This window comes from Micromonospora sp. NPDC002389 (assembly GCF_040296095.1).
Classification (GTDB): domain Bacteria; phylum Actinomycetota; class Actinomycetes; order Mycobacteriales; family Micromonosporaceae; genus Micromonospora.
On the sequence record NZ_JBEOWP010000002.1, the window covers coordinates 493306 to 517455 of the forward strand.

The following is a 24150-nucleotide window of genomic DNA, read 5'->3' on the forward strand; positions in this document are numbered from 1 at the left end:
CACGGATGCGGCTGACGGGGGTGTCACCGGAGTCGGGCGGTACGGGCCTGACGGTGCAGACCGCGCTGGCCAATCCGAGCACCCGCCCCGGCCTACGTCTGCCGGGGCGGGTGAACCTGATCGCCGGTGCGGTCGACGTGCCGGTCCTGCACGTCCGGCTCGGCCTGGTCAGCTCGGTCGAGCCGGACGACCCGGAGGCCCCCCGGCGGCTGGTGCAGTTCCACCAGGCACAGGTGGCCGACGCGCTGGTGCTGCGGGCCGGTCGGGCGCGCTCGATCCCGTTCGAGTTCCCGCTGCCGTGGGAGACACCGGTGACCACGTACGGCGGGGTGCCGCTGCTCAGCCTGCGGATGGGTCTGCGTACCGAGGTGGCGCTCGACCCGGCGCTGGACCAGGGCGCGATGGTGCCGGTCTTCGTCCACCCGCTGCCCACCCAGCAGCACGTCCTGGCCGCGCTGGACACGCTGGGGTTCAGCGTGCGCCAGTCGGGGCTGGTCGACGGGCGGCTGCCCGGGGTGGAGCAGACCCTGCCGTTGCACCAGCGGTGGGGTTTCTGGGTCGGGCCGCTCTACGCCGGGCCGATCACCGAGTTGGAGGTGATCTTCGTGGCCAACTCCGCCGGCCTCGAGGTGATCCTCTGGTGCGACCGTCGGCTGGCGCTGGCCGGGATCACCCACACCAGCATCAGCCGGTTCCGCATCTGGCACGCCGACGCCGATCAGCGCGACTGGATCTCCGTCGTGGACGGTTGGTTGCGTCAGACGATCAACCGGCACGCGGCAGCGGCCGCACAGGCCGACTGGTCGGCCACCATCACCGAGTCCGCCCACGTCAGTCGCCCGCCCGATCGGCCGATCGCCCCCGGGTTCGGCCTGGGCGGCACGGCCGGCGGCGCGGGTGTCGGTGGCGGTGGTGGTGGCGACGGCACCTGACGCCCGTCGCGTCATCCCACGCACGTTCCCGCGTCGCGGCACCTCGCGCCCGTCGGTGTTAGGAGGGGTCCCCTGCTATACCTCAGGCGTTAGCAGGGGACCCCTCCTTTCACAAGAACAGCACAGCACACAAGCCGCAGCCGCCCTCAGCCCTGCGCGAGCTTGAAGCCGAAGCCGAGGAACAGCGCGCCCACGGCGGTGGTCGCGCCGGCCGACAGTCGACGACGCCTGCGGAACTGGGCGGCCAGGAACGTGCCCGCGAAGATCAGCGCGGTCAGGTACAGCAGGCTGGTCACCTGCGCGATCAGGCCGAGCAGCAGGAAGGACAGCGCCGGCCAGGCATACGTGGGGTCGACGAACTGGATGAAGAACGAGACGAAGAACAGGATCGCCTTCGGGTTGAGCAGGCTGATCATCATGGCCTTGCGGAACGGGCTGCGCATCTCCGCCGGCTTCGCGGCGTCGATCAGCCGCGGCGTGTCCGGGTCGTTGCGGTCCCGCCAGCGCCGCCAGGCGCCACGCAGCATGGTCACCCCGACATAGACCAGGTACGCGGCACCCGCGTACTTGATCACGAGGAAGACCGGCGGGTACGCCTTGAGCAGCGACGCCACCCCGGCGGCGGAGAGGATCATGAGCACGGCGTCGCCGACCAGCACCCCGCCTGCGGCCCGGTACCCGACGCCCACCCCGCGCCGAGCGGCGGTGCTAAGAACGAAGAGCGAGTTCGGTCCGGGCAGCAGGATGATGGCGACCGTGCCCAGCACGTACGTCCAGATGTCGGTGATCCCCAGCACGCTCGACATCATCCGGCCGCGCCGGCCCCCGAGAGAAGCCTTTCCCGAAGCCTGACCTGTGCGTTCGGCCACTCGTCGGCGGTCATCGAGTACTGCACGGTGTCCCGCCACGAGCCGTCCGGCCGCTGCCGGTGCTTGCGCAGCACGCCTTCCCGGGCGGCGCCGAGCCGTTCGATGGCCCGCTGCGAGCGCTCGTTGCGAATGTCGGTGTGCCAGACCACCCGGATCGCGCCGAGGTCGTCGAAGGCGCGGCCGAGCAGCAGCAGCTTCGCCTCGGTGTTGATCCCGGTACGCCACCAGGGCCGCCCGAGGTACGTGTAGCCGATGGCCAGCGACCGCCGGTCGTCGTCGATCTCGTAGTACGAGGTGGAGCCGACGACCGCCCCGGTCACCGCGCACCGTTGCGCCCAGGCGACCCGCTCGCCACGGTGCTGGGCGGCCAGCGCCGTCGCGATCTCGTCGCGCAGCGCCTCCGGGTCGGCCGGCTGCGGGACGCCCAGGTGCCGCCAGACCTCCGGGTCGACGGTGGCCGCGTACAGCTCGTCGGTGTGCAACAGGTCCAGCGGTTCCAGCCGGACGTGCGCGCCGCGCAGTTCGGCCGGCTCGTGCCAGGGCGTGTCGGCCGGTCGCAGGTACGCCGGCACCGGCGCGGTGACTCCGGCGTCGGGTTGCGGCGGCCCGGCGGTCAGCCGCAGCGGCACCACCCCGGCCCAGTGGGGCAGCGCCAGGTCGGCGGGTTCGTCGCGGACGCCGCCGGTACGCGTGCGGACGGAGACCTCGCGCAGCGGCAGCGCCAGCAGGGCGGTCTCGGCCAGTTCCCGTCGGCTCGGCGGGCGGCTCTCCGCCGCACGGCCGGTGCCGATCTTCTCCATCAGGGCGGTGAAGACCTCGGCCCGCCGGTCGGTGTCGGTGACCAGGTGGGCGGTGCCGTGCGCGATCACGGAGCGGTAGTTGGCGCTGTGGTGGAACTGCGACCGGGCATAGACCAGGCCGTCCAGCAGGGTGACCGCCACGCACACCGGCAGGCCGTCGCCACGGGCGGCGAGCAGCGGCCGGCTGCCGGTGGAGCCGTGCAGATAGAGGGTGTCGCCGACGCGGACGTGCAGGGTGGGCAGGACGCGGGGCTCACCGTCCACGGTGAAGGCGAGCGCGCAGTGGTACGCCTCGTCGAGCACCGCGTGCGCGGCGTCGCGGTCGTAGCTCATCCGCTCCCGGGAGCGACTGGCGGTGGTGCGGGGGGTCGGCGAGTACATGCTCCCACCTTTGTTCTAGTACAATCTCTTGTTTGTGTCAGCACGCTATCAGGTGACCGGTGCGACGGCCGCCGAGATCTCGGCCAGCATCGAATCGGGCATCCGCCATGCCGCCCTCGTCCCCGGCGACCCGCTGCCGCCGGTCCGCACGCTCGCCGCAGACCTGGCGGTCAGCCCGGCCACCGTCTCCCGCGCCTACGCCGAACTGCGCCGACGCGGCCTGGTCGCCACCGCCGGCCGACACGGCACCCGGGTACGCCCCCGCCCGCCGGTGGCCGCCCGCCGCGCCGCGCTGCGTCCACCTCCCGCCCCCGGGCTGCGCGACCTGTCCGCCGGGCAGCCCGACACCCGGCTGTTGCCCCCGCTCGGACCGCACCTGGCCCGGCTGGCCGAATCCGCCGGTACGCCGGTCGGCTACCCCGACGTCGGCGTGCTGCCGGAGGTCGCCGAGGCGGCCCGGGCGCGACTGGTCGCCGACGGGGTCCCCCCGGCCGAGGTGACCCTCACCGGCGGTGCGCTGGACGGCATCGAACGCCTGCTCGGCGCGCACCTGCGCCCCGGTGACGCGGTGGCCGTGGAGGACCCGGGCTGGGCCAGCCTGCTCGACCTGATCGCCGCGCTCGGGATGCGGCCGATCGGCGTACCGGTCGACGACGACGGGCCGATGGTCGCCGGGGTGGCCGCCGCGCTCGCCGCCGGAGCGCGGGCGCTGGTGGTGACCAGCCGGGCGCAGAACCCCACCGGCGCGGCCGTCTCCGCCGACCGGGCCGCCGCGCTGCGCGCCCTGCTCGCCGAGTACGCCGACCTGCTGCTGATCGAGGACGACCACGCCGCCGAACTGGCCCGGGTGCCGCTGCACCCGCTGGCCGGCGCGACCGGCAGCTGGGCCTTCCTCCGCTCGGTGAGCAAACCGTTCGGCCCCGACCTGCGGCTGGCCGTGTTGGCCGGGGACGAGACCACGGTGGCCCGGGTGGCCGGGCGGGCCCGGGTCGGTGCCGGCTGGGTCTCCACCGTGCTGCAACGACTGGTGCTCTCGCTCTGGCAGGACCCGGCGGTGGCCGCCTCCGTCGCGCGGGCCGCCGACAGCTACGAACGGCGGCGCGACGGGCTGATCGCCGCCCTCGCCGCCCGTGGCCTGCCCGCGCACGGACGTAGCGGCATCAACGTGTGGCTGCCGGTGGCCGACGAGACCCTCGCCGCGACCCTGCTGCGCGACGCCGGCTGGCTGGCCGCCCCGGGCGCGCTCTACCGCATCGCCGGCCCGCCCGCGCTGCGGATCACCGTCAGCCCGCTGGACGAGGAGGACCTGCCGGCACTGGCCGACGCGCTGGCCCGCGCCGCCCGCCCCGCCGCACCCGCCGGTTTCAGCGCCTGACCGATGTGCCCGCGACCTGCCCGTACGGTCGAACTGCCGGCCTCGTTCGCGTGGCCTGTGCCACACCGGGTAGAACAGTCGACATGTCCGACACCGACACCGCGCCCGGCGCTCAACGGTTCATCCCGCCGCAGGCCGACACGCTCGACGACCTGCGCGCCGCCGCGGCCGGCTGCCGGGGCTGCGAGCTGTACCGGGACGCCTCGCAGACCGTATTCGGTCGGGGCGACGCCCACGCCCGGGTGGTCTTCGTCGGCGAGCAGCCCGGCGACCTGGAGGATCAGAAGGGCCTGCCGTTCGTCGGTCCGGCGGGCCGACTGCTCCGTAAGGCGGTCGACGACGCGGGTCTGGACCCTCGACAGATCTATCTCACGAACGCGGTGAAGCATTTTCGCTTCGAGCTGCGCGGCAAGCGGCGCATCCACCAGACGCCGGACCGGGTGCACATCACCGCCTGTCGGCCCTGGCTGGTCGCCGAGTTCGCCCGACTGCACCCGGAGATCGTGGTGGTGCTCGGGGCGACCGCCGCGAAGGCGCTGCTCGGCCCGACGTTCCGGGTCACTCGCCAGCGTGGCGAACTGCTGCCCTGGCCGGCCGCTGCCCAGCACCCCGAGGACTTCCAGCGGGTCCCGGTGGACAGCGTCGGGCACACCGCCGACGCTCCCGCCGCCCGGCTGCTGGCCACCATCCACCCGTCGGCGGTGCTGCGCGCCGACAACCAGGACGTCGCCTACGACGGCCTCGTCGCAGACCTGAAGGTGGCCGCTCGCGCGCTCACCCGTTGACCGTCCGGCGGTGCCACACTTGCCGCCATGCGGCAGCATCTCTACGAACGCGACCACGACGAGTTCCGTGAGCTGTGCCGGGCCTTCCTGGCTCGGGAGGCGGTGCCGCACCACGACCGGTGGGAGGCGGACGGGATCGTCGACCGGGAGGTCTGGCGCAAGGCCGGAGCGGCCGGGCTGCTGGGCACCGACGTGGACGAGGCGTACGGCGGTGGCGGTCAGCGCGACTTCCGGTTCAACGCGGTCCTGGTCGAGGAGATCGTCGCCGCCGGGTGTTCCGGGCTCGGCTTCGGCCTGCACAACGACGTGGTGGCGCCGTACCTCACCGAGTTGACCAGCGACGAGCAGCGGCAGCGCTGGCTGCCCCGGTTCTGCTCCGGCGACCTGGTCACCGCCATCGCGATGAGCGAGCCGGGCGCCGGGTCCGACCTGGCCGGCGTCCGCACCACCGCGGTACGCGACGGCGACTCGTACGTACTCGACGGGCAGAAGACGTTCATCACCAACGGCGAACTGGCCGACCTGGTGATCGTGGTGGCCCGGACGGCCGACGAGGGCGCGCACGGGCTGAGCCTGCTCGCGGTGGAGGCCGGTACCCCCGGCTTCTCCCGAGGCCGCCGGCTGGCCAAGGTCGGTCTCAAGGCCAACGACACCGCCGAGCTGTTTTTCGACGCCTGTCGGGTGCCGGTGGCGAACCTGATCGGCACCGAGAACCAGGGCTTCTACCACCTGATGGCCAACCTGCCCCGGGAGCGGCTGAGCATCGCGGTCGCCGCGGTCGCCGCCGCCGAGCGGCTGCTCGCGATCACGCTCGACCACGCCCGCACCCGGGAGGCGTTCGGCCGGCCGATCGGGCGGTTCCAGCACAACCGGTTCGTCCTGGCGGAGCTGGACACCGAGGTCACCATCGCGCGGACCTTCGTCAACCACTGCGTCGCCGAGTTCGGTGCCGGCCGACTGACGGTGGCCGACGCGGCGAAGGCCAAGTGGTGGACCACCGAGTTGCAGAACAGGGTCGCCGACCGGTGCGTGCAACTGCACGGCGGCTACGGCTTCATGCTGGAGTACCCGGTGGCCCGGGCCTGGTTGGACAGCCGGGTGCAGACCATCTACGGCGGCACCACCGAGATCATGAAGGAGATCATCGGGCGTGAGCTGGGGCTGTGACGACGCCCGGGCGATCGCCGTCGTAGGGTGCGTCAGGATCGGCACCCCTCACTGAGGAGCGGTTCGTTGGCCACCGACCTGAGCACACCGACGACGGCACCCGTCGACGTCGCGTCGCTCCAGCGGCGCACCCTGCGCCTGCTCTGCAGCACCCAGGTGCTCGGCGGGATCGGGGTGACCATCGGCTTCGCCGTCGGGGCGCTGCTCGTCGCCGAGATCGCCGGCACCGCCGCGGCCGGTCTGGCGCAGAGCGCCGCCGTGGTCGGCGGTGCGCTGCTGGCCGTACCGATCACCCGGATCATCACCGGGCACGGCCGTCGGCCGGGCCTGGCCGTCGCGTACGGCGTCGGGGCGCTGGGCGGGACGCTGATCGTGGTGGCCGCGGCGACCCGGTGGATCCCGCTGCTCTTCCTCGGCATGTTGCTGTTCGGTGGTGGGTCCGCGGCCAACCTCCAGGCCCGTTACGCCGCCGTCGACCTGGCCGCGCCGGCCCGCCGCGCCCGGCACCTGTCCCTGGTCGTCTGGGCCACCACCGTCGGCGCGGTGGCCGCCCCGAACTTCGCCGCGTTGGCCGACCGCGTCACCGGTGGCTGGGGGCTGCCGGCGCTGTCCGGCCCGTTCGCGTTCAGCGCCGCCGCGTTCGTGCTCGCCGCCGGCGTACTCCTGGTGCGGTTGCGGCCCGACCCGCTGCTGACCGCGCGCCGTCTCGCGGCGGCCGTCCCCGACGGTCCCGGCGAGGTCGGTCCCGAGGCGGCCGGTGCGCGGTCCACCCCCGCGCCGCCGCCCGGCGACCCGGTGGCGGCCGAGCCCGTGCCCGTGCCGGCGCCGTCGGCCCGGCGCGGCGCGGGGATGCGCGCCGCCTGGTCGGTGGTACGCGCCCGCCCGGCCGCCCGACTCGGCGTGGCCGCCGTGGCCGTCGGTCACCTGGTGATGGTGGCCGTGATGGCGATGACCCCGGTGCACCTGCGCGAGTTCCACCCGGTGGACGAGGTGCTGCCGGTGGTGGGGCTGGTGCTGAGCCTGCACATCGCCGGCATGTACGCGCTCGCGCCGGTGGTCGGCTGGCTCGCCGACCGGCTCGGCCGCCGCGTGGTGATCCTCGGCGGGGTCGGCACGCTGCTGGCCGCCTGCGCGGTCGCCGGCACCGCCGGGCATGACACCCCCAGGCTGGTCGTCGGGCTGGTGCTGCTCGGGCTCGGCTGGTCGGCGACCATGGTGGCCGGTTCCACGCTGCTGTCGGAGTCCGTGCCGGACGCGGTACGCCCCAGCGCCCAGGGCCTGTCCGACCTGCTCATGGGGTTGGCCGGTGCGCTGGCCGGCGCGGTCAGCGGGTTTGTCGTGCAGGTGTCGGGATATCCCGTGCTGACCCTGCTGGCGGCGGTCGCGGTGGCCCCCTTGCTGGCGCTAGCGTTGCGTCCGGTGCCGGTGGGCGCACCGGACGAGGAGGACTGATCGACGTGCGGCTGACCGACTTCTGGACGCGGCTGGAGGAGGCGTTCGGCCCCGGGTACGCGGCCAGCATCGCCCGCGACCAGGTGCTGGCGCAGCTCGATGGACGGACCATCGAGCAGGCGCTCGCGGCCGGGGCGCAGACGCACGTGGTGTGGCGTGCGGTGGTCGCCGCCTATCCCGACCGGGTGCCCGCCCGGCTACGCTGAGCAGCCGATTCGTTACTTCCGCGTGTCCCTTGCCGACTCGTACACCTGTTCGGCTATTGTCCACAGCGGGGTGCTCGTCCACAGATCACGGCCCGTCGGCTGGTTTTCTGTCGGACCCAGCGCCTAGCGTGTCCCGCGTGACGCGAAGCTCAGGAAAGACGCCGGCGAAGGCAGGGGTGGCAACGATGGCGGCAGGGCCGGACCGGGAGAAGGCACTCGACCTTGCTCTCGCTCAGATCGATAAACAGTTCGGCAAGGGCTCGGTGATGCGGCTGGGGGAGCGGCCGGTCATCCAGACCGCGGTGATCCCCACCAGCTCCATCGCCCTCGACGTCGCGCTCGGTGTCGGCGGCCTGCCCCGGGGCCGGGTCGTCGAGATCTACGGCCCGGAGAGCAGCGGAAAGACCACGGTCGCCCTGCACGCGGTGGCCAACGCCCAGCGGGCCGGCGGCATCGCCGCGTTCATCGACGCCGAGCACGCGCTCGACCCGGAGTACGCCAAGGCCCTCGGCGTCGACACCGACGCCCTGCTGGTCTCCCAGCCGGATACCGGCGAGCAGGCGCTGGAGATCGCGGACATGCTGGTCCGCTCCGGCGCCATCGACATCATCGTGATCGACTCGGTCGCCGCGCTGGTGCCGCGCGCCGAGATCGAGGGCGAGATGGGCGACAGCCACGTGGGTCTGCAGGCCCGGCTGATGAGCCAGGCGCTGCGGAAGATCACCGGTGTGCTCAACAACACCGGCACCACCGCGATCTTCATCAACCAGCTCCGCGAGAAGATCGGCGTCATGTTCGGGTGCATGTCGTACTCGACCCGGGTCACCCTGGCCGACGGCACCCAGGAGAAGATCGGCAAGATCGTCAACCAGCGGATGGACGTCGAGGTCCTCTCCTACGACCCCGAGACCGACCGGGTCGAGCCGAAGCGGATCGTCAACTGGTTCAACAACGGTCCGGCCGAGCAGTTCCTCCAGTTCACCGTCGCCAAGTCCGGCGGCAACGGGCGGGCGCAGTTCGCCGCCACCGCCAACCACCTGATCCGCACCCCCGGTGGCTGGCGCGAGGCGGGCGAGGTGATCGCCGGTGACCGGGTGATGCTGGCCGAGGCGCGGCGCCTCAGTGAGCAGCAGTGGCAGGTGGTGCTCGGTTCGCTGATGGGCGACGGTGCCCTCTCGCCGAACCGCCGGGACCGCTCCGGTGTCCGTTTTCGCCTTGGTCACGGCGCGCAGCAGGTCGACTACCTCGACTGGAAGGTCTCGCTGCTCGGCAACATCGGGCACTCCCGGCACACCGACTCCCGAGGCGCGGCTTTCGTCGACTTCACTCCCCTGCCGGAGCTGGACGAGCTGCGGCAGGCCGTCTACCTGGGTGACGGCAAGAAGCACCTGAGCTGGGACTACCTCAAGGCGCTGACCCCGCTCGCCCTCGCGGTGTGGTACATGGACGACGGCTGCTTCACGGTCCGGTCCAAGGGCGTGCAGGAGCGCACGGCCGGCGGTTCCGGCCGGATCGAGATCTGCGTCGAGGCGATGGCGGAGGGCAGCCGCGATCGGCTGGTCGAGCACCTGCGTGACGCGTACGGCATGGACGTGAAGCTGGTCTCCCGTGGGGCGCGGCAGACGGCGTCGATCATCTTCACCACCGAGTCGTCGGCGAGGTTCCAGGAACTGGTCGCTTCGTACGTGCCGGTGGCGATGGAGTCGAAGCTGCTGCCGCGATTCCGTGGCCGGTACGCCGTCGAGCCGCAGTTCGTTCCGGAGGAGCTCACGCCGGTCCCCGCGCGGGTCATCGACGTGCGGGTCAAGCCGAAGACCCGCTCCATGAACCGGTTCGACATCGAGGTGGAGGGCAACCACAACTACTTCGTCGACGGGGTCATGGTGCACAACAGTCCCGAGACGACGACGGGTGGTCGGGCGCTGAAGTTCTACGCCTCGGTCCGGCTCGACGTGCGCCGCATCGAGAGCCTCAAGGACGGCACCGACGTGGTCGGTAACCGCACCCGGGTCAAGGTCGTGAAGAACAAGGTGGCCGCGCCGTTCAAGCAGGCCGAGTTCGACATCATGTACGGCAAGGGCATCTCCCGCGAGGGCTCGCTGATCGACGTCGGCGTCGAGCAGGCGATCATCCGTAAGTCCGGCGCCTGGTACACGTACGACGGTGACCAGCTCGGCCAGGGCAAGGAGAAGGCCCGCGAGTTCCTCCGGGAGAACCCGGACGTGGCCGCCGAGATCGAGAAGAAGATCCTGGAGAAGCTCGGCGTCGGGGCCGGCGCGGGCGATGCCGCCGGTGGCCCGGAGCTGCCGCCGGTCGACTTCTGATCTGATCTGACTCATGGCAGGACGACGCGCGCGTACGGGGCGAGGCTGGGATGCCAGTCCGCCTCGTACGGCCGACGGCACTCCACGTCCACGCCGGGGTCGCCGCGCCGCCGGTGACGAGTCCGGCCCTACCGCCGGTCCGCTCGACGACGAGACGGGCTCCGGCACGCCGTCGGACGACGGAACGGCGGGTGGCCGAGGAACGACTCCACCCCGAGACGAGTCCGAGGTGGCTCGGGAGATCTGCCTGCGGCAGCTCGCGGTGCGCCCGCGCACCCGTGCCGAGCTGGCCACCGCGCTCGCCCGACGGGGCATCTCCGAGGAGACCGCCGTCCGGGTCCTCGACCGGTACGACGAGGTCGGCATCATCGACGACGCCGCGTTCGCCCGGGCCTGGGTGAGCAGCCGGCACGCCGGCCGTGGGCTGGCCCGCCGGGCGCTCGCCAACGAGCTGCGCCGACGCGGCGTGGACGGCGACACCGCCAGCGAGGCGCTCGGTGAGTTGGACGAGACCACCGAGGCGGAGACCGCGCGGGCCCTGGTCGAGCGGAAGCTGCGCACCGCCCGGGGCGAGCCGGACGCGGTGTTCCGGCGGCTGGTCGGCATGTTGGCCCGCAAGGGCTATCCACCGGGTGTGGCGATCCGGGCGGTGAAGGACGCCCTGGCGGCGCAGAGTGCCGAGGCGGCCGAGTTCGCCGAGCGGCTCGACGCGGACGCCCTGATCGACGCCGAGGGGGACGCGGCGGGCGGTCCGGGCGACTGACCGCAGGTTCGGCCGGTCATCGGCGGCGTTTGTCCGTCGAAGTCCGACTCTTCCGTGGCTCAGGGTGACTGTGCAACTTCTCTCCGTCCGGGTGGTTTGATCATGACTTCTTGACCGGAGGGCGTTGGAGTCCTAGCCTCGCCATAAAGGCTCACATTGCCCGACCGGCGCAGGCTAAGCGCACAACATAGATCTCGTAACAGAACAGCATCACTTTGGCCGGTTTCGCCGGCTGCATACGTCGACTGCGGACAGGCCGGTCCGGGTCGACGGGACAACTGCACCCGGCCCGCCGGCGGTCCCAGCGACCGTCGGCGGAGGAAGCCATCCCACGGCCAGGCGCTCCGGTCGGGCGTCCAGAGCCGTAGGAGCGTGCCCACCGGCATGCTGCTGCGGCGCGACGTTCAGGGGAGGCGCGCCATGTCGAGGCGGTACGGGTCCATCGGGTGGCCGGCATGAGCGGGGGAACGGGCGCACGCGCCGAGGCGGGTGCGGGGGCCACCGACGACGGTGAGCAGAGTTCGGGGTCGTCAGGAGAGCAGCCGAGGCGCCGCATCGCGGCGACCGGTGACGCAGCCTGGGGGACCGCCGGATGAGGGGCCTGGACGTGGTGCTCCTGGTCGCCGTCCTGCTGCTGACCGTGGTGGTGCTCGGCGCGGCCTTCCTCGGGCTGCGGGTGCTGCGCGGCATGCAGTCACGTCCGGCGCCGGAGGATCCCGCGTACATCGCGGAGAAGGACCGTCGGGAGCAGTCGCTGGCGGCGTTGCGGACCGCCGCCGACGAGGTGAACAGCACCATCGACGTGGCCAAGTCGGCGGCGTCGGCGGCGCGCGCCGAGGCGGCGGGGGCCAAGGCGGAGGCGAAGTCGGCCCGGGCCGAGGCCCGACGGGTGCTCGACGACGCCCGGGCCGAGGCGGACGCCGTGCTGGAGCGGGCGCACAAGCAGGCCGAGGCGGACGCCGAACAGTTGCGCACGGCGGCCCGGCGCAGCGGTGAGCGGGAGGTGGCGGTGCTCGCCGCGACCACCCGGGAGCAGGCCGCCGAGGTCGAGCGGCGGGCCACCCGGATGGACGAGCGGGAGCGGCTGCACACCGAGGAGGTGGAACGGCTCGCCGAGCGGGAGCGCCAGCTCACCGCCGCGAGTGCGGCGTTGGCGACCCGGGAGGCGGCTCTGGGCGCCCGAGAGGCGGAGCTGGTCGAGGCGGAGAACCAGCGGCGGCGGGAGTTGGAGCGGGTGGCCGGACTGACCGCCGACGCGGCCCGGACCGAGCTGATCGAGGCGATCGAGACCCAGGCCAAGCGGGAGGCCGCGCTGCTGGTGCGGGACATCGAGTCCGACGCCCGCTCCACGGCCGAGCAGCGGGCCCGGCACATCGTGGTCGACGCGATCCAGCGGGTGGCCAGCGAACAGACTGCGGAGAGCGTGGTCAGCGTGCTGCACCTGCCGGGCGACGAGATGAAGGGTCGGATCATCGGTCGGGAGGGCCGCAACATCCGGGCTTTCGAGTCGGTCACCGGCGTCAACCTGATCATCGACGACACCCCCGAGGCGGTGCTGCTGTCCTGCTTCGACCCGGTACGCCGGGAGGTGGGCCGGCTGACGCTGGAGAAGCTGGTGCTCGACGGCCGGATCCATCCGCACCGGATCGAGGAGGTGCACGACCTGGCCCGTCAGGAGGTGGACCAGCTCTGCCGGCGGGCCGCCGAGGACGCCCTGGTCGAGGTCGGGATCACCGAGATCCACGACGAGCTGGTCACGCTGCTCGGACGGCTGCGCTACCGCACCTCGTACGGGCAGAACGTGCTCAAGCACCTGGTGGAGACCGCGCACATCGCCGGGGTGATGGCCGCCGAGCTGCGTCTGGACGTGCCGCTGATCAAGCGGTCGGCGTTCCTGCACGACATCGGCAAGGCGCTCACCCACGAGGTGGAGGGCAGCCACGCCATCATCGGCGCCGACGTGGCCCGCAAGTACGGCGAGAGCGAGGACGTGGTGCACGCCATCGAGGCGCACCACAACGAGGTGCCGCCGCAGACCGTCGAGGCGGTGCTCACCCAGGCCTCCGACGCCTGTTCCGGGGGACGGCCGGGGGCCCGGCGGGAGAGCCTGGAGGCGTACGTGAAGCGGCTGGAGCGGATCGAGGAGATCGCGGCCGGCAAGCACGGTGTGGAGAAGGTCTTCGCGATGCAGGCGGGCCGCGAGATCCGGGTGATGGTCAAGCCCGACGACGTCGACGACATCGGCGCGGCGGTGCTGGCCCGCGACGTGGCCAAGCAGGTCGAGGAGGAGTTGACCTACCCGGGGCAGATCCGGGTGACGGTGGTACGCGAGTCCCGGGTCACCGAGATCGCCCGCTGACGCCGATGGCCGGTCGGTGGCTTCTCGCCTCCGACCGGCCATCCGGTTCGTGTGGTGCTCCTGATCGAGGTCAGGTGGTGGTGCCCGCCACCGCCTCGGTCTCCTGAGGGGTGGCCGATCCCGTCATGGGGGCGGCCTGCGTCGGCTCCGGCTTCTTGGCCGTCCGACGGCCCTGGGCGAGACGCCGCTGGGCGTACTCGGCGAGCTTCGACAGCAGGTAGTTGACGGCGATGTAGATGACGCCGACGACGAAGTACACCTGGATCGGGTTGTCCAGCACCTGGATGATGAAGCTGCTCTTCCGGAGCACCTCCTCGTAGCTGATGATGAAGCCCAGCGAGGTGTCCTTGAAGACCACGACGAGCTGGCTGATCAGCGCCGGGAGCATGATCCGGAACGCCTGCGGCAGCAGGATCATCCGGGTCGCCTGGAACGAGGTCAGACCGATCGCGTCGGCCGCCTCGCGCTGGCCGCCGGGCAGGCCCTCCATGCCGGAGCGGAGGATCTCACCGATGACCACACCGTTGTAGATGGTCAGGCCGATCACCAGGTACCACAGGATGCTGCCCAGGTCCACGCCGAGCACCGGCAGGCCGCTGGCGCAGAAGAAGATCGTGATGACGACCGGCAGTCCCCGGAACACCTCGACGAAGAACTTGGTCACGCCGTTGAGCACCCAGCTCAGCCCGCGGACGGCCAGGGCCACCGGCGGCGCCAGGGTGGTGAAGCGGCGGCGCATCAGCGCCTTGAGCTGCACCCGCAGGATGGCGAGCAGGGTGCCGAAGACCAGCGAGCTGACGATGGCGAGCGCGGCGGCGATCAGGGTCGCCCGGAAGCCCTGGCCGAGCTGGGTCCACACCTGGCCGAAGACCTCGTTGCTCGGGTCGATCAGCGGTCCCCACTTCTCCATCGCGAACTGCTCGCGCTCGTCGAGCGGCCGGTAGACGAGGAAGTAGGCACCGGCGACGGCCGCGACGGCGGCGAGCACGCTGGAGATGATCGTGATCCGGCGGGCGCGCGGGCCCGGAGCGTCGTAGAGGACGGACATCGTCTGGTTGCTCATCGGGCCACCGCCTGCCGGCGCTCGATCCGGTCCAGCATCAGGCCGAGGGGGACCGTGAGGATCAGGTAGCCCAGGCTGATGCCGATGAAGACGGGGATGATCGGCAGGCCGCCCACGCTCGTGAGCGCCTGGCCGCTGGCGGAGAGGTCTCCGGCAACGCCGAAGAAGCCGGCCAGCGCCGAATTCTTGATCATGGCGATCAGCACGCTGCCGAGCGGCACGATCGCTCCTTTCCATGCCTGGGGCAGGACGACGAAGCGCAGGTTCTGCGTGAAGGTCAGTCCGATGGCCCGAGCCGCCTCGGCCTGGCCGCTCGACACACCGTTGACACCGCTGCGGACCGCCTCGGCCACGAAGGCGGCCGTGTAGACGCTCAGCGCGATGAACGCGAACCGGAAGTACGGGAGGTCGGTCCCGAGGCGCTGGAAGATCGAGTCCAGCCCCGGGATCCGGAGGAAGTCGGCGTTGGACCCGAGTGCCGGGAGGCCGAACGCGGCGAAGAACATGACGATCGTGAGTGGACAGTTGCGCAGCACCGTGACATACGTTCCGCCGAGCCACCGCAGTGGAGGCACCGGCGAGATCCGCATGACGGCCACGAGGACGCCGAGGATCAACGCCCCCGTGGCCGAAAGGATGCAGAGCTGAAGAGTGACAAAGAATCCACTGCGAAAGACGTCGAAGTTGTCGACGAGGACGTTCACGAAATCACCCTTCAGCTAAGGGATCAGTAGCGGTTGACGGTCGGGATCTTCGGGTCGGCCGAGTCGACCTTGCCCGCGGTGTTCTTCCAGGCCTCCAGGTAACGGCCGTCGGTGAAGGACGCCTCGAGGGTGTCGTTCAGGAAGGTGCGGAAGTCGTTGTCGCCCTTCTTGAGGCCGATGCCGTACGGCTCCTCGGTGAAGGTCTCACCGGCGAGCTTGAACTGGCCCTCGTTCTGCGACATGTAGCCGGTCAGGATCACGTTGTCCGTGGTGATCGCGTCCACCTGGCCGCCCTTGAGGGCGTCGAGGCACTTGGTGTACACGTCGAAGACGACGAGCTGCTCGGCGACGTTGCTCAGGTACGGCTCGATGTTCTTGGCCGGGGTCGAACCCTGCACCGAGCAGACCTTCTTGGTGGTGGTCTTGAACGAGTCGGGGCCGGTGATCTCGCTCTCGTCGGCCCGGACCAGGATCGTCTGGCCGGCGATGTAGTACGGCCCGGCGAAGTCGATCCGCTCCTTGCGGGTGTCGTTGATCGTGTAGGTCGCGATCACCAGGTCGACCGCCGACTCCTCGATCCGCTGCTCGCGGACCGCGGACGGGGTCTCGACCCACTCGATCTTGCTCTCCGGGATGCCCAGCTCGGCGGCGATGACCTTGCCGATCTCGACGTCGAAGCCCTGCGGGTCGCCGTCGAGGCCCTTGAGGCCGAACAGCGGCTGGTCGAACTTGGTGCCGATCTTGATGGACTGGGCCTTGTTGAGGCGCTCCATCGTGCTGCCGGCGGCGAAGTCCTTGGTCTCGCCGGTGGCGGCGTCGTCGGCGTCGTCCCCGCCACAGGCGGTCATGCCGAGGGCGAGGGTGGCTGCCGCGGCAAACGCCGCTATGCGCTTAATACGCATTTTTCATCTCCTTCTTCGACAAAGCTCCGCCGCCGGGGGGACGACGTGCTCTTATTCGGTCGGACTAGTGAGTGAGAATCTTGGAGAGGAAGTCCTTGGCCCGATCGGTCTTCGGGCTGGCGAAGAACTCGTTCGGGGTGGACTCCTCGACGAGCTTGCCGTCGGCCATGAAGATGACCCGGTTGGCGGCGTGCCGCGCGAAGCCCATCTCGTGGGTGACCACGACCATGGTCATGCCGTCACGGGCCAGCGAGGTCATCACGTCCAGCACCTCGCCGACCATCTCCGGGTCGAGTGCGCTGGTGGGCTCGTCGAAGAGCATCGCCTTGGGCTGCATGGCCAGCGCGCGGGCGATCGCGACGCGCTGCTGCTGACCGCCGGAGAGCTGGGCCGGGTACTTGTCGGCCTGGTTCGCGATGCCCACCCGGTCGAGCAGGGCCAGGCCCCGCTCGCGGGCCACCGCCGGCTTCTCCTTGCGCACCTTGATCGGGCCGAGGGTGACGTTCTCGAGGATCGTCTTGTGCGCGAAGAGGTTGAAGGACTGGAACACCATCCCGACCTCGCTGCGCAGCTTCGCCAGGGCCTTGCCCTCGGCCGGCAGCGTCTGGCCGTCGAACGTGATGGTGCCGGAGTTGATCGGTTCAAGTCGGTTGATCGTGCGACACAGGGTCGACTTGCCGGAGCCGGACGGGCCGATCACCACGACCACCTCGCCGCGGTTCACCGACACCGAGACGTCGTCCAGTACATGCAACGGCCCGAACCACTTGTTGACCGAGTCCAGCACGATGAGCGGTTCGCCCGTCGTCACGTCGTCCACCGTCCCCCTCATTGCTTTGAGGGCCGGATGACCCTCGGTTAGCGGCCACTGTAGGCGGGGCGACATGTCGGTAGACAACTCAGTTGGTCACGGAGCGGTAACACCGACCCGGATCCTGACCTGAAGTCCGAAATTGCCGGTCAGCGGTGGTGCTCACGCCCAGTGACGGAGATCATGGGCTGATGACTGAACGGGTGCGGCTGACGAGGTACGCCCGGGGCGGCGGATGCGCGTGCAAGATCCCACCGGGCGAGCTGGAGGCGATGGTGGCCGGGCTCGGTCCCGCCGCCGGCGCGGCCGACCTGCTGGTCGGGCTCGATCACGGTGACGACGCGGCAGTGGTCCGGCTGGACGAGCGGACCGGCGTGGTGACCACCGCCGACTTCTTCACCCCGGTGGTGGACGACGCGTACGACTGGGGTCGGATCGCCGCCGCCAACGCGCTCTCCGACGTGTACGCGATGGGCGGCACCCCGTTGGTGGCGCTCAACCTGCTCTGCTGGCCCCGGGACGTACTGCCGCTGGAATTGGCCCGCGAGGTGCTGCGCGGCGGCCGGGACGTGGCCCGGGAGGCCGGCTGTCACCTGGCCGGCGGGCACAGCGTGGACGACGACGGCCCCAAGTACGGGCTGGCCGTCACCGGTCTGGTCCGGCCGGAGGAGCTGATCACCCTCGACGGTGGGCGGGCCGGGCTGCCACTCTCGCTGACCAAACCGCTCGGCGTCGGCGTGCTCAACACCCGGCACAAGAACACCGGGGAGAGCTTCCCCGAGGCGGTCACCGCGATGACCACACTCAACCGGGACGCGGCCCGGGCGGCGGTGGCTGCCGGGGTGCGCTGCGGCACCGACGTGACCGGATTCGGTCTGCTCGGCCACGCGTCGAAACTGGCCCGGGCCAGCGAACTCACCGTGGTGATCGACACCGCCCAGGTGCCCTATCTGGCCGGCGCCGCCGAGGCGGTGCGCGACGGGTACGTCAGCGGCGGCTCCCGCCGCAACCTCGAATGGGTGACCCCGTGGACCGACTTCGGCGCCGTCAGTGAGGCCGAGCGACTGCTGCTGGCCGACGCACAGACCTCGGGCGGTCTGCTGGTGGCCGGCGAGGTGCCGGGCGCCCCGGTGATCGGCGAATTGCGGCCCCGCAGCGAGCACCGGATCGTCCTGCGCTGACTGTGGGGCCGAGGCCCGGATCCCTGCGCTGATCCGCGCCGAGCACCGGGTGCGCTGCGCCGGGCCTCGGGCCGAGCGCCGGATCGTCCTGCGCCGAGGGGTGCCCTGCGTCGGCCTTCGCCCGGGTGAAGCGCCGCGTCGACCCGACCGGAGCATCGGTTGGCGCTGCGCCGGCCCGGCGAGCCGCTGCCTGGGAGCGCGGACCATACCCGATAAACTGTCACCTTCCCGCTACCCGCAGCGATCCGGCGACGGGAAATTTTGCCCAGAATGGTCACAGACCGGTAACTTGCCCCCGGCTTGGGGCAAATGCCCCCCACCATCGTCAGTAAGGCCCGATCCGGAGGCCGGTGGAACGAGCACAGCGAGGAGGCGGCATGACCGAGCTGTGGAACTGGAGAATCGACCAGGTACGACCGGCGGAGGTCTACCCGGCACTGGCCGAGGCGCTCGGTCGGGTGGTCATGCCCCTGGCCGTGGCCGATCCGGCCCGGTTGCCAACGTACGCGGTGATCTGCGACGTGTGGCAGGCACCGGGGGAGTTCGCCACGATCGTGGACTGCTACGGCGTACCCGACGGGTTGCCCGAGTTGCCCAGCGTCGCGGCGCTGGCCCGGCTGCTCGACCGCAACTGCCTGCTGCGCGACGACACGCTCGACGAGACCCGGCACCTGCTGGTCGCTCCCGACGGCAGCATCCGGCCGGTGCACTTCGACGTGCGGGAGACCGACGACGGTGAGGTGCTCAGCGAGCGTCGCCTCTGCACCGAGGCCGACTCGCGCTGCCGGGGCTGGTCCCGGTGCCGGGGCTCGCGATGGACCCCGGACTCGGTGAACCCCGCCCTCGCCGCCGCCTGAGGTGTAAGGAAGGGCCCCCTGTTAACGCCTCGTGCATAGCACGGGCCCCCTCTTAACGGCACGAGCCGTCAGCGCGAGGGTTGCCGTTAACAGGGGACCCTTCCTCTACCGCAGGCGTTAATAAGGTGCCCTTCCTTGCACTGCCAGCTGCCGGCAGCGATGTGCGGCGTCAGTTCGGGCGGGCGCCGCGGACCACGAGTTCGTCGAGCAGCGTGCGGGTGGCGGCGGCGACCGCGGCCACCGCGGCGTCGAACGCGGCGGCGTTGTGCGCCGCCGGCGCCCGGAATCCGGAGATCTTCCGGACGTACTGCAACGCCGCGGCCTCCACGTCCGCGTCGGTGACCTGTGGGGTGTACGGCTCACGCAAAGTCTTGATGCTCCGGCACACGGCTCCTCCTCGTTCCGACCGTTCCACGGGTCCGGCTACGCTTTGCACGTCATGACTACCGCAGCGGCGGGCGGCCCGCGCACCTACCAGGTGCGCACCTACGGCTGCCAGATGAACGTGCACGACTCCGAGCGCATTTCCGGCCTGCTCGAACAGGCGGGCTACGTCCGTGCGGGCGAGGCCGACGACAACCCGGACGTGGTGGTGTTCAACACCTGCGCGGTCCGCGAGAACGCCGACAACCGACTGTACGGCAACCTGGGGCACCTGCGGCCGGTCAAGGACCGGCACCCGGGGATGCAGATCGCGGTCGGTGGCTGCCTGGCCCAGAAGGACCGCGGCGACATCGTCCGCAAGGCGCCCTGGGTCGACGTGGTCTTCGGCACCCACAACATCGGCTCGCTGCCGGTGCTGCTGGAACGGGCCCGGCACAACACGGCCGCCGAGGTGGAGATCCTCGAAGCCCTCGACGTGTTCCCGTCGACGCTGCCGACCCGTCGCGAGTCGACGTACGCCGGGTGGGTGTCGATCTCGGTGGGGTGCAACAACACCTGCACCTTCTGCATCGTGCCGTCGCTGCGGGGCCGGGAGAAGGACCGCCGCCCCGGCGACATCCTCAGCGAGGTACGCGCGCTCGTCGACGAGGGCGTGCTGGAGGTGACGCTGCTCGGGCAGAACGTCAACTCATACGGCGTGGAGTTCGGCGACCGGTACGCCTTCGGCAAGCTGCTGCGTGCCTGCGGGGAGATCGACGGGCTGGAGCGGGTCCGGTTCACCAGCCCGCACCCGAAGGACTTCACCGACGACGTGATCGCCGCGATGGCCGAGACGCCGAACGTCTGCCACTCGCTGCACATGCCGTTGCAGTCCGGCTCCGACGAGGTGCTGCGGGCGATGCGCCGGTCGTACCGGTCGGAGAAGTACCTGGGCATCATCGAGAAGGTCCGCGCCGCCATGCCGGACGCGGCGATCACCACGGACATCATCGTCGGGTTCCCCGGCGAGACCGAGGCGGACTTCGCGCGCACGCTGGACGTGGTCCGCGAGGCTCGGTTCTCCTCCGCCTTCACGTTCCAGTACTCCAAGCGCCCCGGCACGCCCGCCGCGACCATGGACGGCCAACTGCCCAAGCAGGTCGTGCAGGAGCGGTACGAGCGGTTGATCGCCTGCGTGGAGGAGATCACCTGGGCGGAGAACAAGCGGCTGGTCGGCGAGACCGTCGAGGTGCTTGTCGCCGTCGGCGAGGGCCGCAAGGACGAGCGCACCGGCCGGATGTCCGGCCGGGCCCGCGACGGCCGGCTGGTGCACTTCGCGACCGGTTCGGTCGAGGCGGGTGCGATCCGGCCGGGTGACATCGTGCACACCGCGATCACCTACGCCGCCCCGCACCACCTCAACGCCGACGGGGAGCCGCTGTCGCACCGGCGTACCCGGGCCGGTGACGCGGCCGAGGCGGGTCGCTCGCCGCGTACCCCCGGGGTGTTGCTCGGGCTGCCGTCGGTGGGCGCGCCGGCCGCGGTGCCCGCGCCGACGAGCGGCTGCGCCGTCGCACCCTGAGAGCCGGTCGGGGCCCGGCGTGCCGCGCCCCGACCGACCCGCGCGGTCAGACCGAGATCCGTCCGGCGCCCGCGCCGCCCGTCACGATCGACTTGACGTTGCTCGGCGTGTCCAGGGTGTACGCGTACGGGATGCCGGCCACGCTGCCGCCACTCTGTCCGCTGCCCGAGTTGACGAAGTGGTTGTTGCGGGCCACCAGTGAGCCGGGGCCGGAGTCGCCCTCACCCCGGTGGAACGGGTCGGGGGTGTTCTCGAAGTAGTTGCCCTCGACCAGCACACCGGCGTTCATCGTGGACGCCACGCCGTAGCCGCGCACGTTGCTGTAGAAGTTGTTGTAGACGTGCACCGGGTTGCCGAAGCGGACCCGGGGGTTGCGCTGGTTGCTGCCGTCGAACCAGTTGTGGTGGTACGACACCCGCAGCTTGCCGACGTCCTGGCTGGCGTTGTCGTCGCTGTGCCCGAGCAGCATGGTCTTGTCGTGGCTGAACACCCGGTTCCACGACACGGTGATGAAGTCGGAGCCGCGCTTGATGTCGACCGCGCCGTCGTACCCGGCGCTGAAGGTGTTGTGGTCGACCCAGATGTTGGTGGCCGACTGCTCGATGTTGATCGCGTCGTCGCCCCAGTTGCGGAACGTCAGGTTCCGGATGATGACGTTGCGGTCACCGTTGATGGTGAGGCCGCACCCGACGATCGTCGCGCCCGCGTTGCCGAGAATGGTCTTGTTGGACCGGACCCGCAGCATCCCGGAGCAGTTGATGGTGCCGGAGACCCGGATCACCGCCGCGCTGCTGGAGTTGAGCGCGCTGGTCAGCGCCGAGGCGGTGGTGACCGTGGTGGTGCCGGCGCTGCCGCCGCCGGTGGTGCCGCCGTTCTGGGTGGCCCAGCCGACCAGTCCGGTCTGCGGGCCGGGGTTCGGCGGGGGAGTGGTGCCACCACCGAGCCGGACCAACTGCCAGCGCTGGTTGGCGCCGTCGATGTCGGCGTACTGCGAGACGATTCCACCGTCGGCGGTGGACCACTGCCACACTTCGAGGGCCTTGTTGCTGTGCCGGCTGATGAACCGGACGTCGCCGTTGGCGGAGTCGACGAGCCGGAAGTGCTGCTTGGTGTCGCTGCTGGCGGTGACCTGGGTGACCTGCACGCCGTCGTTGGAGTTGGGGATGCTCACGACCTTGCCGGAGTGCCGGTTGCGGAGCTGGTAGTAGCCGCTGCCCACGTCGACGAACTGGAACTGCTGGTTGTTGCCGTCGGCGCGGGTGAACTGCCGGATCTCGCCGCCGTCGGCGGTGGACCAGTTCCACAGGTCCATCGCCTTGCCGCTGTTGCGGTTCACGAACACGTAGTACGCGCTGGTGTCGACGGTCGCCGCCGTGGCCGGGGCGGCCGTCACCGCGACGAGCGCCGTGGGCAGCGCGACCGCCGTGGCGGCCAGCGCCGCGAGTCGCCGGGTCAGGCGACGCGTGACGAATGCAAGCACGGAGATTTCTCCTCATCCTCGGGTACGCGGAACGGGCCGGACGACGCGTGGTGTTCGCGGATCGACTGTCGCTGCCCGGACGCGTCCGCGATGCGGCCCGCCACGATCGGGTGCCGGTGGTGCGTCCCGTGGCGTCGGCCTCGATGCGTCATCCGGTCGGCAGGGGGTACGCCCCGGCGCCGGTGACTGCCCTGCCCAGTGGCAGCGGTGCCGTGGTGTTCGCGGAGTGCGGCCTGCCGTCGGACGAAATGGGTCGGAGTGGCTCGGCGTGTCTGGCCCCGGAGGGCAAACGCTTTCCACAGATAACCATAGATTCGATTGCCTGTAAATGTCGTACGTTCACATCGCCCTGACCAGGAGGTTCGGCGACGGAAAAACCCCGGCTCCCACATCGGGAACCGGGGTTGTCCGAGCTGCGCTCAGCCGGCCTGTTCGGCCAACTGGAGGAACTGCCGCTTGGAGGCGAGCGCCTGCTCGGCCTCCTTGATCCGTCGGGCGTCGCCGGCCGCCTGGGCGCGGGCCAGCCGCTCCTCGGCCTCGGCCACCTGGGACCGCATCTGGGCCAGCAGTGGGTTGTCCTCGCGGGTGGTCCGGCGCCAGGCCGAGTCCATCACCTCGCGGACCTTCTCGTCGACCGCCCGCAGCCGGCGCTCCAGCCCGGCCGCCGCCTCCCGGGGAACGCGGCCGGCCTCGTGCCACTGCGCCTGGATGTCCCGCAGCTTGGCCTGCGCGCCCTTCGGGTCGCCCTCGACGTCGAGCGCCTCGGCCTCGCCGAGCAGCGCCTGCTTGCGCTCCAGGTTGGCGCGCTGCTCGCTGTCGCGGGCCGAGAAGACCTCACTGCGCCGGGTGAAGAAGGCGTCCTGCGCGGCCCGGAACCTCTCCCACAGCCGCTGCTCGGCCTCCTTGGAGGCGCGCGGCGCGGCCTTCCACTGGTTCATCAGCTCCTTGAGCTGGTTGGCCGTGGACGCCCAGTCGGTCGAGTCCGAGATCTTCTCGGCCTCGGCGACCAGCTCCTCCTTGACCGTCTGCGCCTGCTTGCGCTGCGAGTCCAGGGAGGCGAAGTGGGCGCCCCGGCGGCGGGTGAAACCGTCCCGGGCGGCGGCGAACCGCTTCCACAGCTCACCGTCGGTCTTCTTGTCGACTCCCCGGATGGTCTTCCACTCGTCGAGGATCTCCTTGAGCCGGTCGCCGGCGGTCTTCCAACCCGTCGACTCGGCGGCCAGCTTCTCCGCCTCCTCGACCAGCGTGGTCTTGCGCGCCAGCGCCTCGGTGCGGGCGGCCTCCTTGGCGGCCCGCGCCTCGCCGGCCTTCTCCTCGGCCACCGTGGCGAGCTTGTCGAGCCGCGCGGCGAGGGCGTCGATGTCGCCGACCACGTGCGCCTCGGCCAGCGACCCGCGGATGCGCCGGATGGTGCTCAGCGAATGGTTGGCATCCGCCGCGCCGGAGTTGAGCCGCGCCTCGGTCAGATCCACCTCGGTCACCAGGTCGGCGAAGCGGCGCGCGAAGTGCGCCAACCCCTCCTCCGGTGCCCCTGCCTGCCAGGATCCGACCACCCGCTCGCCCTCGGCGGTCTTGACATAGACGGTGCCGTCCGCGTCCACCCGTCCGAAGGCAGTCCAGTCGCTCATGTGCCCATCCTCGATCTCCCGGTGCCCAGGGAGCAGCCTCCCGGGCCCGCCACGGCGCAGTCAAAGTTCTCCGGGCATTGTCACAGGTCCGCCCCGGTCCGCGTCGAGCGCCTATCGCCGACCGTGACCATACGGTGTCCTAGCCACCTACCGTCACCGTCCGAAC

The 24150-nt window shown here is 71.2% G+C and carries 21 protein-coding genes and 2 pseudogenes; 14 read left to right on the top strand and 9 right to left on the bottom strand.

What is annotated here, in order from left to right; all coding sequences use genetic code 11:
- Positions 1 to 5 precede the first annotated feature (5 nt).
- Positions 6 to 932, top strand: coding sequence for a sporulation protein (locus tag ABT008_RS05440; RefSeq protein ID WP_350693835.1), 927 nt, complete (start codon positions 6 to 8; stop codon positions 930 to 932).
- A gap of 146 nt (positions 933 to 1078) precedes the next feature.
- Here the strand turns inward: ABT008_RS05440 and leuE are convergent, their stop codons facing one another.
- Entirely contained in the window at positions 1079 to 1741 is a 663-nt protein-coding gene (gene leuE, locus ABT008_RS05445) for a leucine efflux protein LeuE (RefSeq protein WP_350693837.1), read from the bottom strand.
- Positions 1738 to 2982 carry a bifunctional pyridoxamine 5'-phosphate oxidase family protein/GNAT family N-acetyltransferase gene (locus tag ABT008_RS05450; protein WP_350693839.1) on the bottom strand — a complete coding sequence of 415 codons (1245 nt, stop codon included), beginning with the start codon at positions 2980 to 2982 and terminating at the stop codon, positions 1738 to 1740. The genes leuE and ABT008_RS05450 overlap by 4 nt, the downstream gene beginning before the upstream one ends.
- 34 nt (positions 2983 to 3016) lie before the next feature.
- Between ABT008_RS05450 and ABT008_RS05455 the strand changes: the two genes are divergently transcribed.
- The 10 genes and pseudogenes from ABT008_RS05455 (at position 3017) to rny (ending at position 13413) form a co-directional block, all read left to right on the top strand.
- Positions 3017 to 4357 carry an aminotransferase class I/II-fold pyridoxal phosphate-dependent enzyme gene (locus ABT008_RS05455; protein WP_350693841.1) on the top strand — a complete coding sequence of 447 codons (1341 nt, stop codon included), beginning with the start codon at positions 3017 to 3019 and terminating at the stop codon, positions 4355 to 4357.
- An 83-nt stretch (positions 4358 to 4440) separates the two neighbouring features.
- Positions 4441 to 5142: a UdgX family uracil-DNA binding protein gene (locus ABT008_RS05460; protein WP_350693843.1), complete on the top strand. Its 702-nt coding sequence runs from the start codon at positions 4441 to 4443 to the stop codon at positions 5140 to 5142.
- Positions 5143 to 5169: 27 nt separating this feature from the next.
- Positions 5170 to 6309, top strand: a complete 1140-nt coding sequence (locus ABT008_RS05465; RefSeq protein WP_350693845.1) for an acyl-CoA dehydrogenase family protein — start codon at positions 5170 to 5172, stop codon at positions 6307 to 6309.
- Positions 6310 to 6375: 66 nt separating this feature from the next.
- Complete coding sequence (locus ABT008_RS05470; RefSeq protein ID WP_350693847.1) at positions 6376 to 7761, top strand: MFS transporter; 1386 nt, start codon at positions 6376 to 6378, stop codon at positions 7759 to 7761.
- A gap of 5 nt (positions 7762 to 7766) precedes the next feature.
- Positions 7767 to 7967 carry a DUF3046 domain-containing protein gene (locus tag ABT008_RS05475; protein ID WP_131053787.1) on the top strand — a complete coding sequence of 67 codons (201 nt, stop codon included), beginning with the start codon at positions 7767 to 7769 and terminating at the stop codon, positions 7965 to 7967.
- A gap of 185 nt (positions 7968 to 8152) precedes the next feature.
- Positions 8153 to 9004, top strand: a pseudogene (gene recA / locus ABT008_RS05480) (recombinase RecA); the annotation flags it as partial.
- A 39-nt stretch (positions 9005 to 9043) separates the two neighbouring features.
- A pseudogene (locus tag ABT008_RS05485) lies at positions 9044 to 9619 on the top strand (LAGLIDADG endonuclease); the annotation flags it as partial.
- 171 nt (positions 9620 to 9790) lie between these two features.
- Complete coding sequence (locus tag ABT008_RS05490; RefSeq protein WP_350694093.1) at positions 9791 to 10291, top strand: hypothetical protein; 501 nt, start codon at positions 9791 to 9793, stop codon at positions 10289 to 10291.
- Between the two features lie 13 nt (positions 10292 to 10304).
- Positions 10305 to 11054 carry a regulatory protein RecX gene (locus tag ABT008_RS05495; RefSeq protein ID WP_350693849.1) on the top strand — a complete coding sequence of 250 codons (750 nt, stop codon included), beginning with the start codon at positions 10305 to 10307 and terminating at the stop codon, positions 11052 to 11054.
- 592 nt (positions 11055 to 11646) lie between these two features.
- The gene (gene rny / locus ABT008_RS05500) at positions 11647 to 13413 is read left to right on the top strand and encodes a ribonuclease Y (RefSeq protein ID WP_350693851.1); all 1767 of its coding nucleotides are present in this window, start codon (positions 11647 to 11649) and stop codon (positions 13411 to 13413) included.
- Positions 13414 to 13483: 70 nt separating this feature from the next.
- Here the strand turns inward: rny and ABT008_RS05505 are convergent, their stop codons facing one another.
- From ABT008_RS05505 to ABT008_RS05520, 4 genes are all read right to left on the bottom strand, one after another.
- A complete protein-coding gene (locus tag ABT008_RS05505; protein ID WP_350693853.1) occupies positions 13484 to 14476 on the bottom strand; it encodes an amino acid ABC transporter permease in 993 nt (330 codons plus the stop codon).
- A complete protein-coding gene (locus ABT008_RS05510; RefSeq protein WP_350693854.1) occupies positions 14473 to 15180 on the bottom strand; it encodes an amino acid ABC transporter permease in 708 nt (235 codons plus the stop codon). The genes ABT008_RS05505 and ABT008_RS05510 overlap by 4 nt, the downstream gene beginning before the upstream one ends.
- Positions 15181 to 15203: 23 nt before the next feature.
- Entirely contained in the window at positions 15204 to 16082 is an 879-nt protein-coding gene (locus tag ABT008_RS05515; protein WP_350693856.1) for a glutamate ABC transporter substrate-binding protein, read from the bottom strand.
- A gap of 64 nt (positions 16083 to 16146) precedes the next feature.
- Positions 16147 to 16914: an amino acid ABC transporter ATP-binding protein gene (locus ABT008_RS05520; RefSeq protein ID WP_502890347.1), complete on the bottom strand. Its 768-nt coding sequence runs from the start codon at positions 16912 to 16914 to the stop codon at positions 16147 to 16149.
- 170 nt (positions 16915 to 17084) lie between these two features.
- On the opposite strand from ABT008_RS05520, the gene selD reads away from it, so the two are divergent.
- Together selD and ABT008_RS05530 are read left to right on the top strand one after the other, a co-directional pair.
- Entirely contained in the window at positions 17085 to 18074 is a 990-nt protein-coding gene (gene selD / locus ABT008_RS05525) for a selenide, water dikinase SelD (protein ID WP_350693859.1), read from the top strand.
- A 377-nt stretch (positions 18075 to 18451) separates the two neighbouring features.
- Complete coding sequence (locus ABT008_RS05530; protein ID WP_350693861.1) at positions 18452 to 18931, top strand: hypothetical protein; 480 nt, start codon at positions 18452 to 18454, stop codon at positions 18929 to 18931.
- A 169-nt stretch (positions 18932 to 19100) separates the two neighbouring features.
- On the opposite strand, the gene ABT008_RS05535 is transcribed toward ABT008_RS05530, so the two are convergent.
- Positions 19101 to 19367, bottom strand: a complete 267-nt coding sequence (locus tag ABT008_RS05535; RefSeq protein WP_350693862.1) for a DUF2277 family protein — start codon at positions 19365 to 19367, stop codon at positions 19101 to 19103.
- A 3-nt stretch (positions 19368 to 19370) separates the two neighbouring features.
- Between ABT008_RS05535 and miaB the strand changes: the two genes are divergently transcribed.
- Positions 19371 to 20876 (top strand): tRNA (N6-isopentenyl adenosine(37)-C2)-methylthiotransferase MiaB, encoded by a 1506-nt coding sequence (miaB, locus tag ABT008_RS05540; protein ID WP_350693864.1) that lies wholly within the window; start codon positions 19371 to 19373, stop codon positions 20874 to 20876.
- 46 nt (positions 20877 to 20922) lie between these two features.
- Here miaB and ABT008_RS05545 read toward each other — a convergent pair whose 3' ends face one another.
- Both ABT008_RS05545 and ABT008_RS05550 read right to left on the bottom strand, forming a co-directional pair.
- Positions 20923 to 22356, bottom strand: coding sequence for a pectate lyase family protein (locus ABT008_RS05545; protein WP_350693866.1), 1434 nt, complete (start codon positions 22354 to 22356; stop codon positions 20923 to 20925).
- Between the two features lie 419 nt (positions 22357 to 22775).
- On the bottom strand, positions 22776 to 23984 hold the full coding sequence (locus ABT008_RS05550; RefSeq protein WP_350693867.1) for a DUF349 domain-containing protein: 1209 nt from the start codon (positions 23982 to 23984) through the stop codon (positions 22776 to 22778).
- Positions 23985 to 24150 lie beyond the last annotated feature (166 nt).

Coding starts and splice junctions, on each gene's coding strand:
- ABT008_RS05440 (WP_350693835.1), top strand. CDS start 6: ATGCGGCTGACGGGGGTGTCACCGGAGTCGGGCGGTACGGGCCTGACG.
- leuE (WP_350693837.1), bottom strand. CDS start 1,741: ATGATGTCGAGCGTGCTGGGGATCACCGACATCTGGACGTACGTGCTG.
- ABT008_RS05450 (WP_350693839.1), bottom strand. CDS start 2,982: ATGTACTCGCCGACCCCCCGCACCACCGCCAGTCGCTCCCGGGAGCGG.
- ABT008_RS05460 (WP_350693843.1), top strand. CDS start 4,441: ATGTCCGACACCGACACCGCGCCCGGCGCTCAACGGTTCATCCCGCCG.
- ABT008_RS05465 (WP_350693845.1), top strand. CDS start 5,170: ATGCGGCAGCATCTCTACGAACGCGACCACGACGAGTTCCGTGAGCTG.
- ABT008_RS05490 (WP_350694093.1), top strand. CDS start 9,791: ATGAACCGGTTCGACATCGAGGTGGAGGGCAACCACAACTACTTCGTC.
- ABT008_RS05495 (WP_350693849.1), top strand. CDS start 10,305: ATGGCAGGACGACGCGCGCGTACGGGGCGAGGCTGGGATGCCAGTCCG.
- rny (WP_350693851.1), top strand. CDS start 11,647: ATGAGGGGCCTGGACGTGGTGCTCCTGGTCGCCGTCCTGCTGCTGACC.
- ABT008_RS05505 (WP_350693853.1), bottom strand. CDS start 14,476: ATGAGCAACCAGACGATGTCCGTCCTCTACGACGCTCCGGGCCCGCGC.
- ABT008_RS05515 (WP_350693856.1), bottom strand. CDS start 16,082: ATGCGTATTAAGCGCATAGCGGCGTTTGCCGCGGCAGCCACCCTCGCC.
- ABT008_RS05520 (WP_502890347.1), bottom strand. CDS start 16,914: ATGAGGGGGACGGTGGACGACGTGACGACGGGCGAACCGCTCATCGTG.
- selD (WP_350693859.1), top strand. CDS start 17,085: ATGACTGAACGGGTGCGGCTGACGAGGTACGCCCGGGGCGGCGGATGC.
- ABT008_RS05530 (WP_350693861.1), top strand. CDS start 18,452: ATGACCGAGCTGTGGAACTGGAGAATCGACCAGGTACGACCGGCGGAG.
- miaB (WP_350693864.1), top strand. CDS start 19,371: ATGACTACCGCAGCGGCGGGCGGCCCGCGCACCTACCAGGTGCGCACC.
- ABT008_RS05550 (WP_350693867.1), bottom strand. CDS start 23,984: ATGAGCGACTGGACTGCCTTCGGACGGGTGGACGCGGACGGCACCGTC.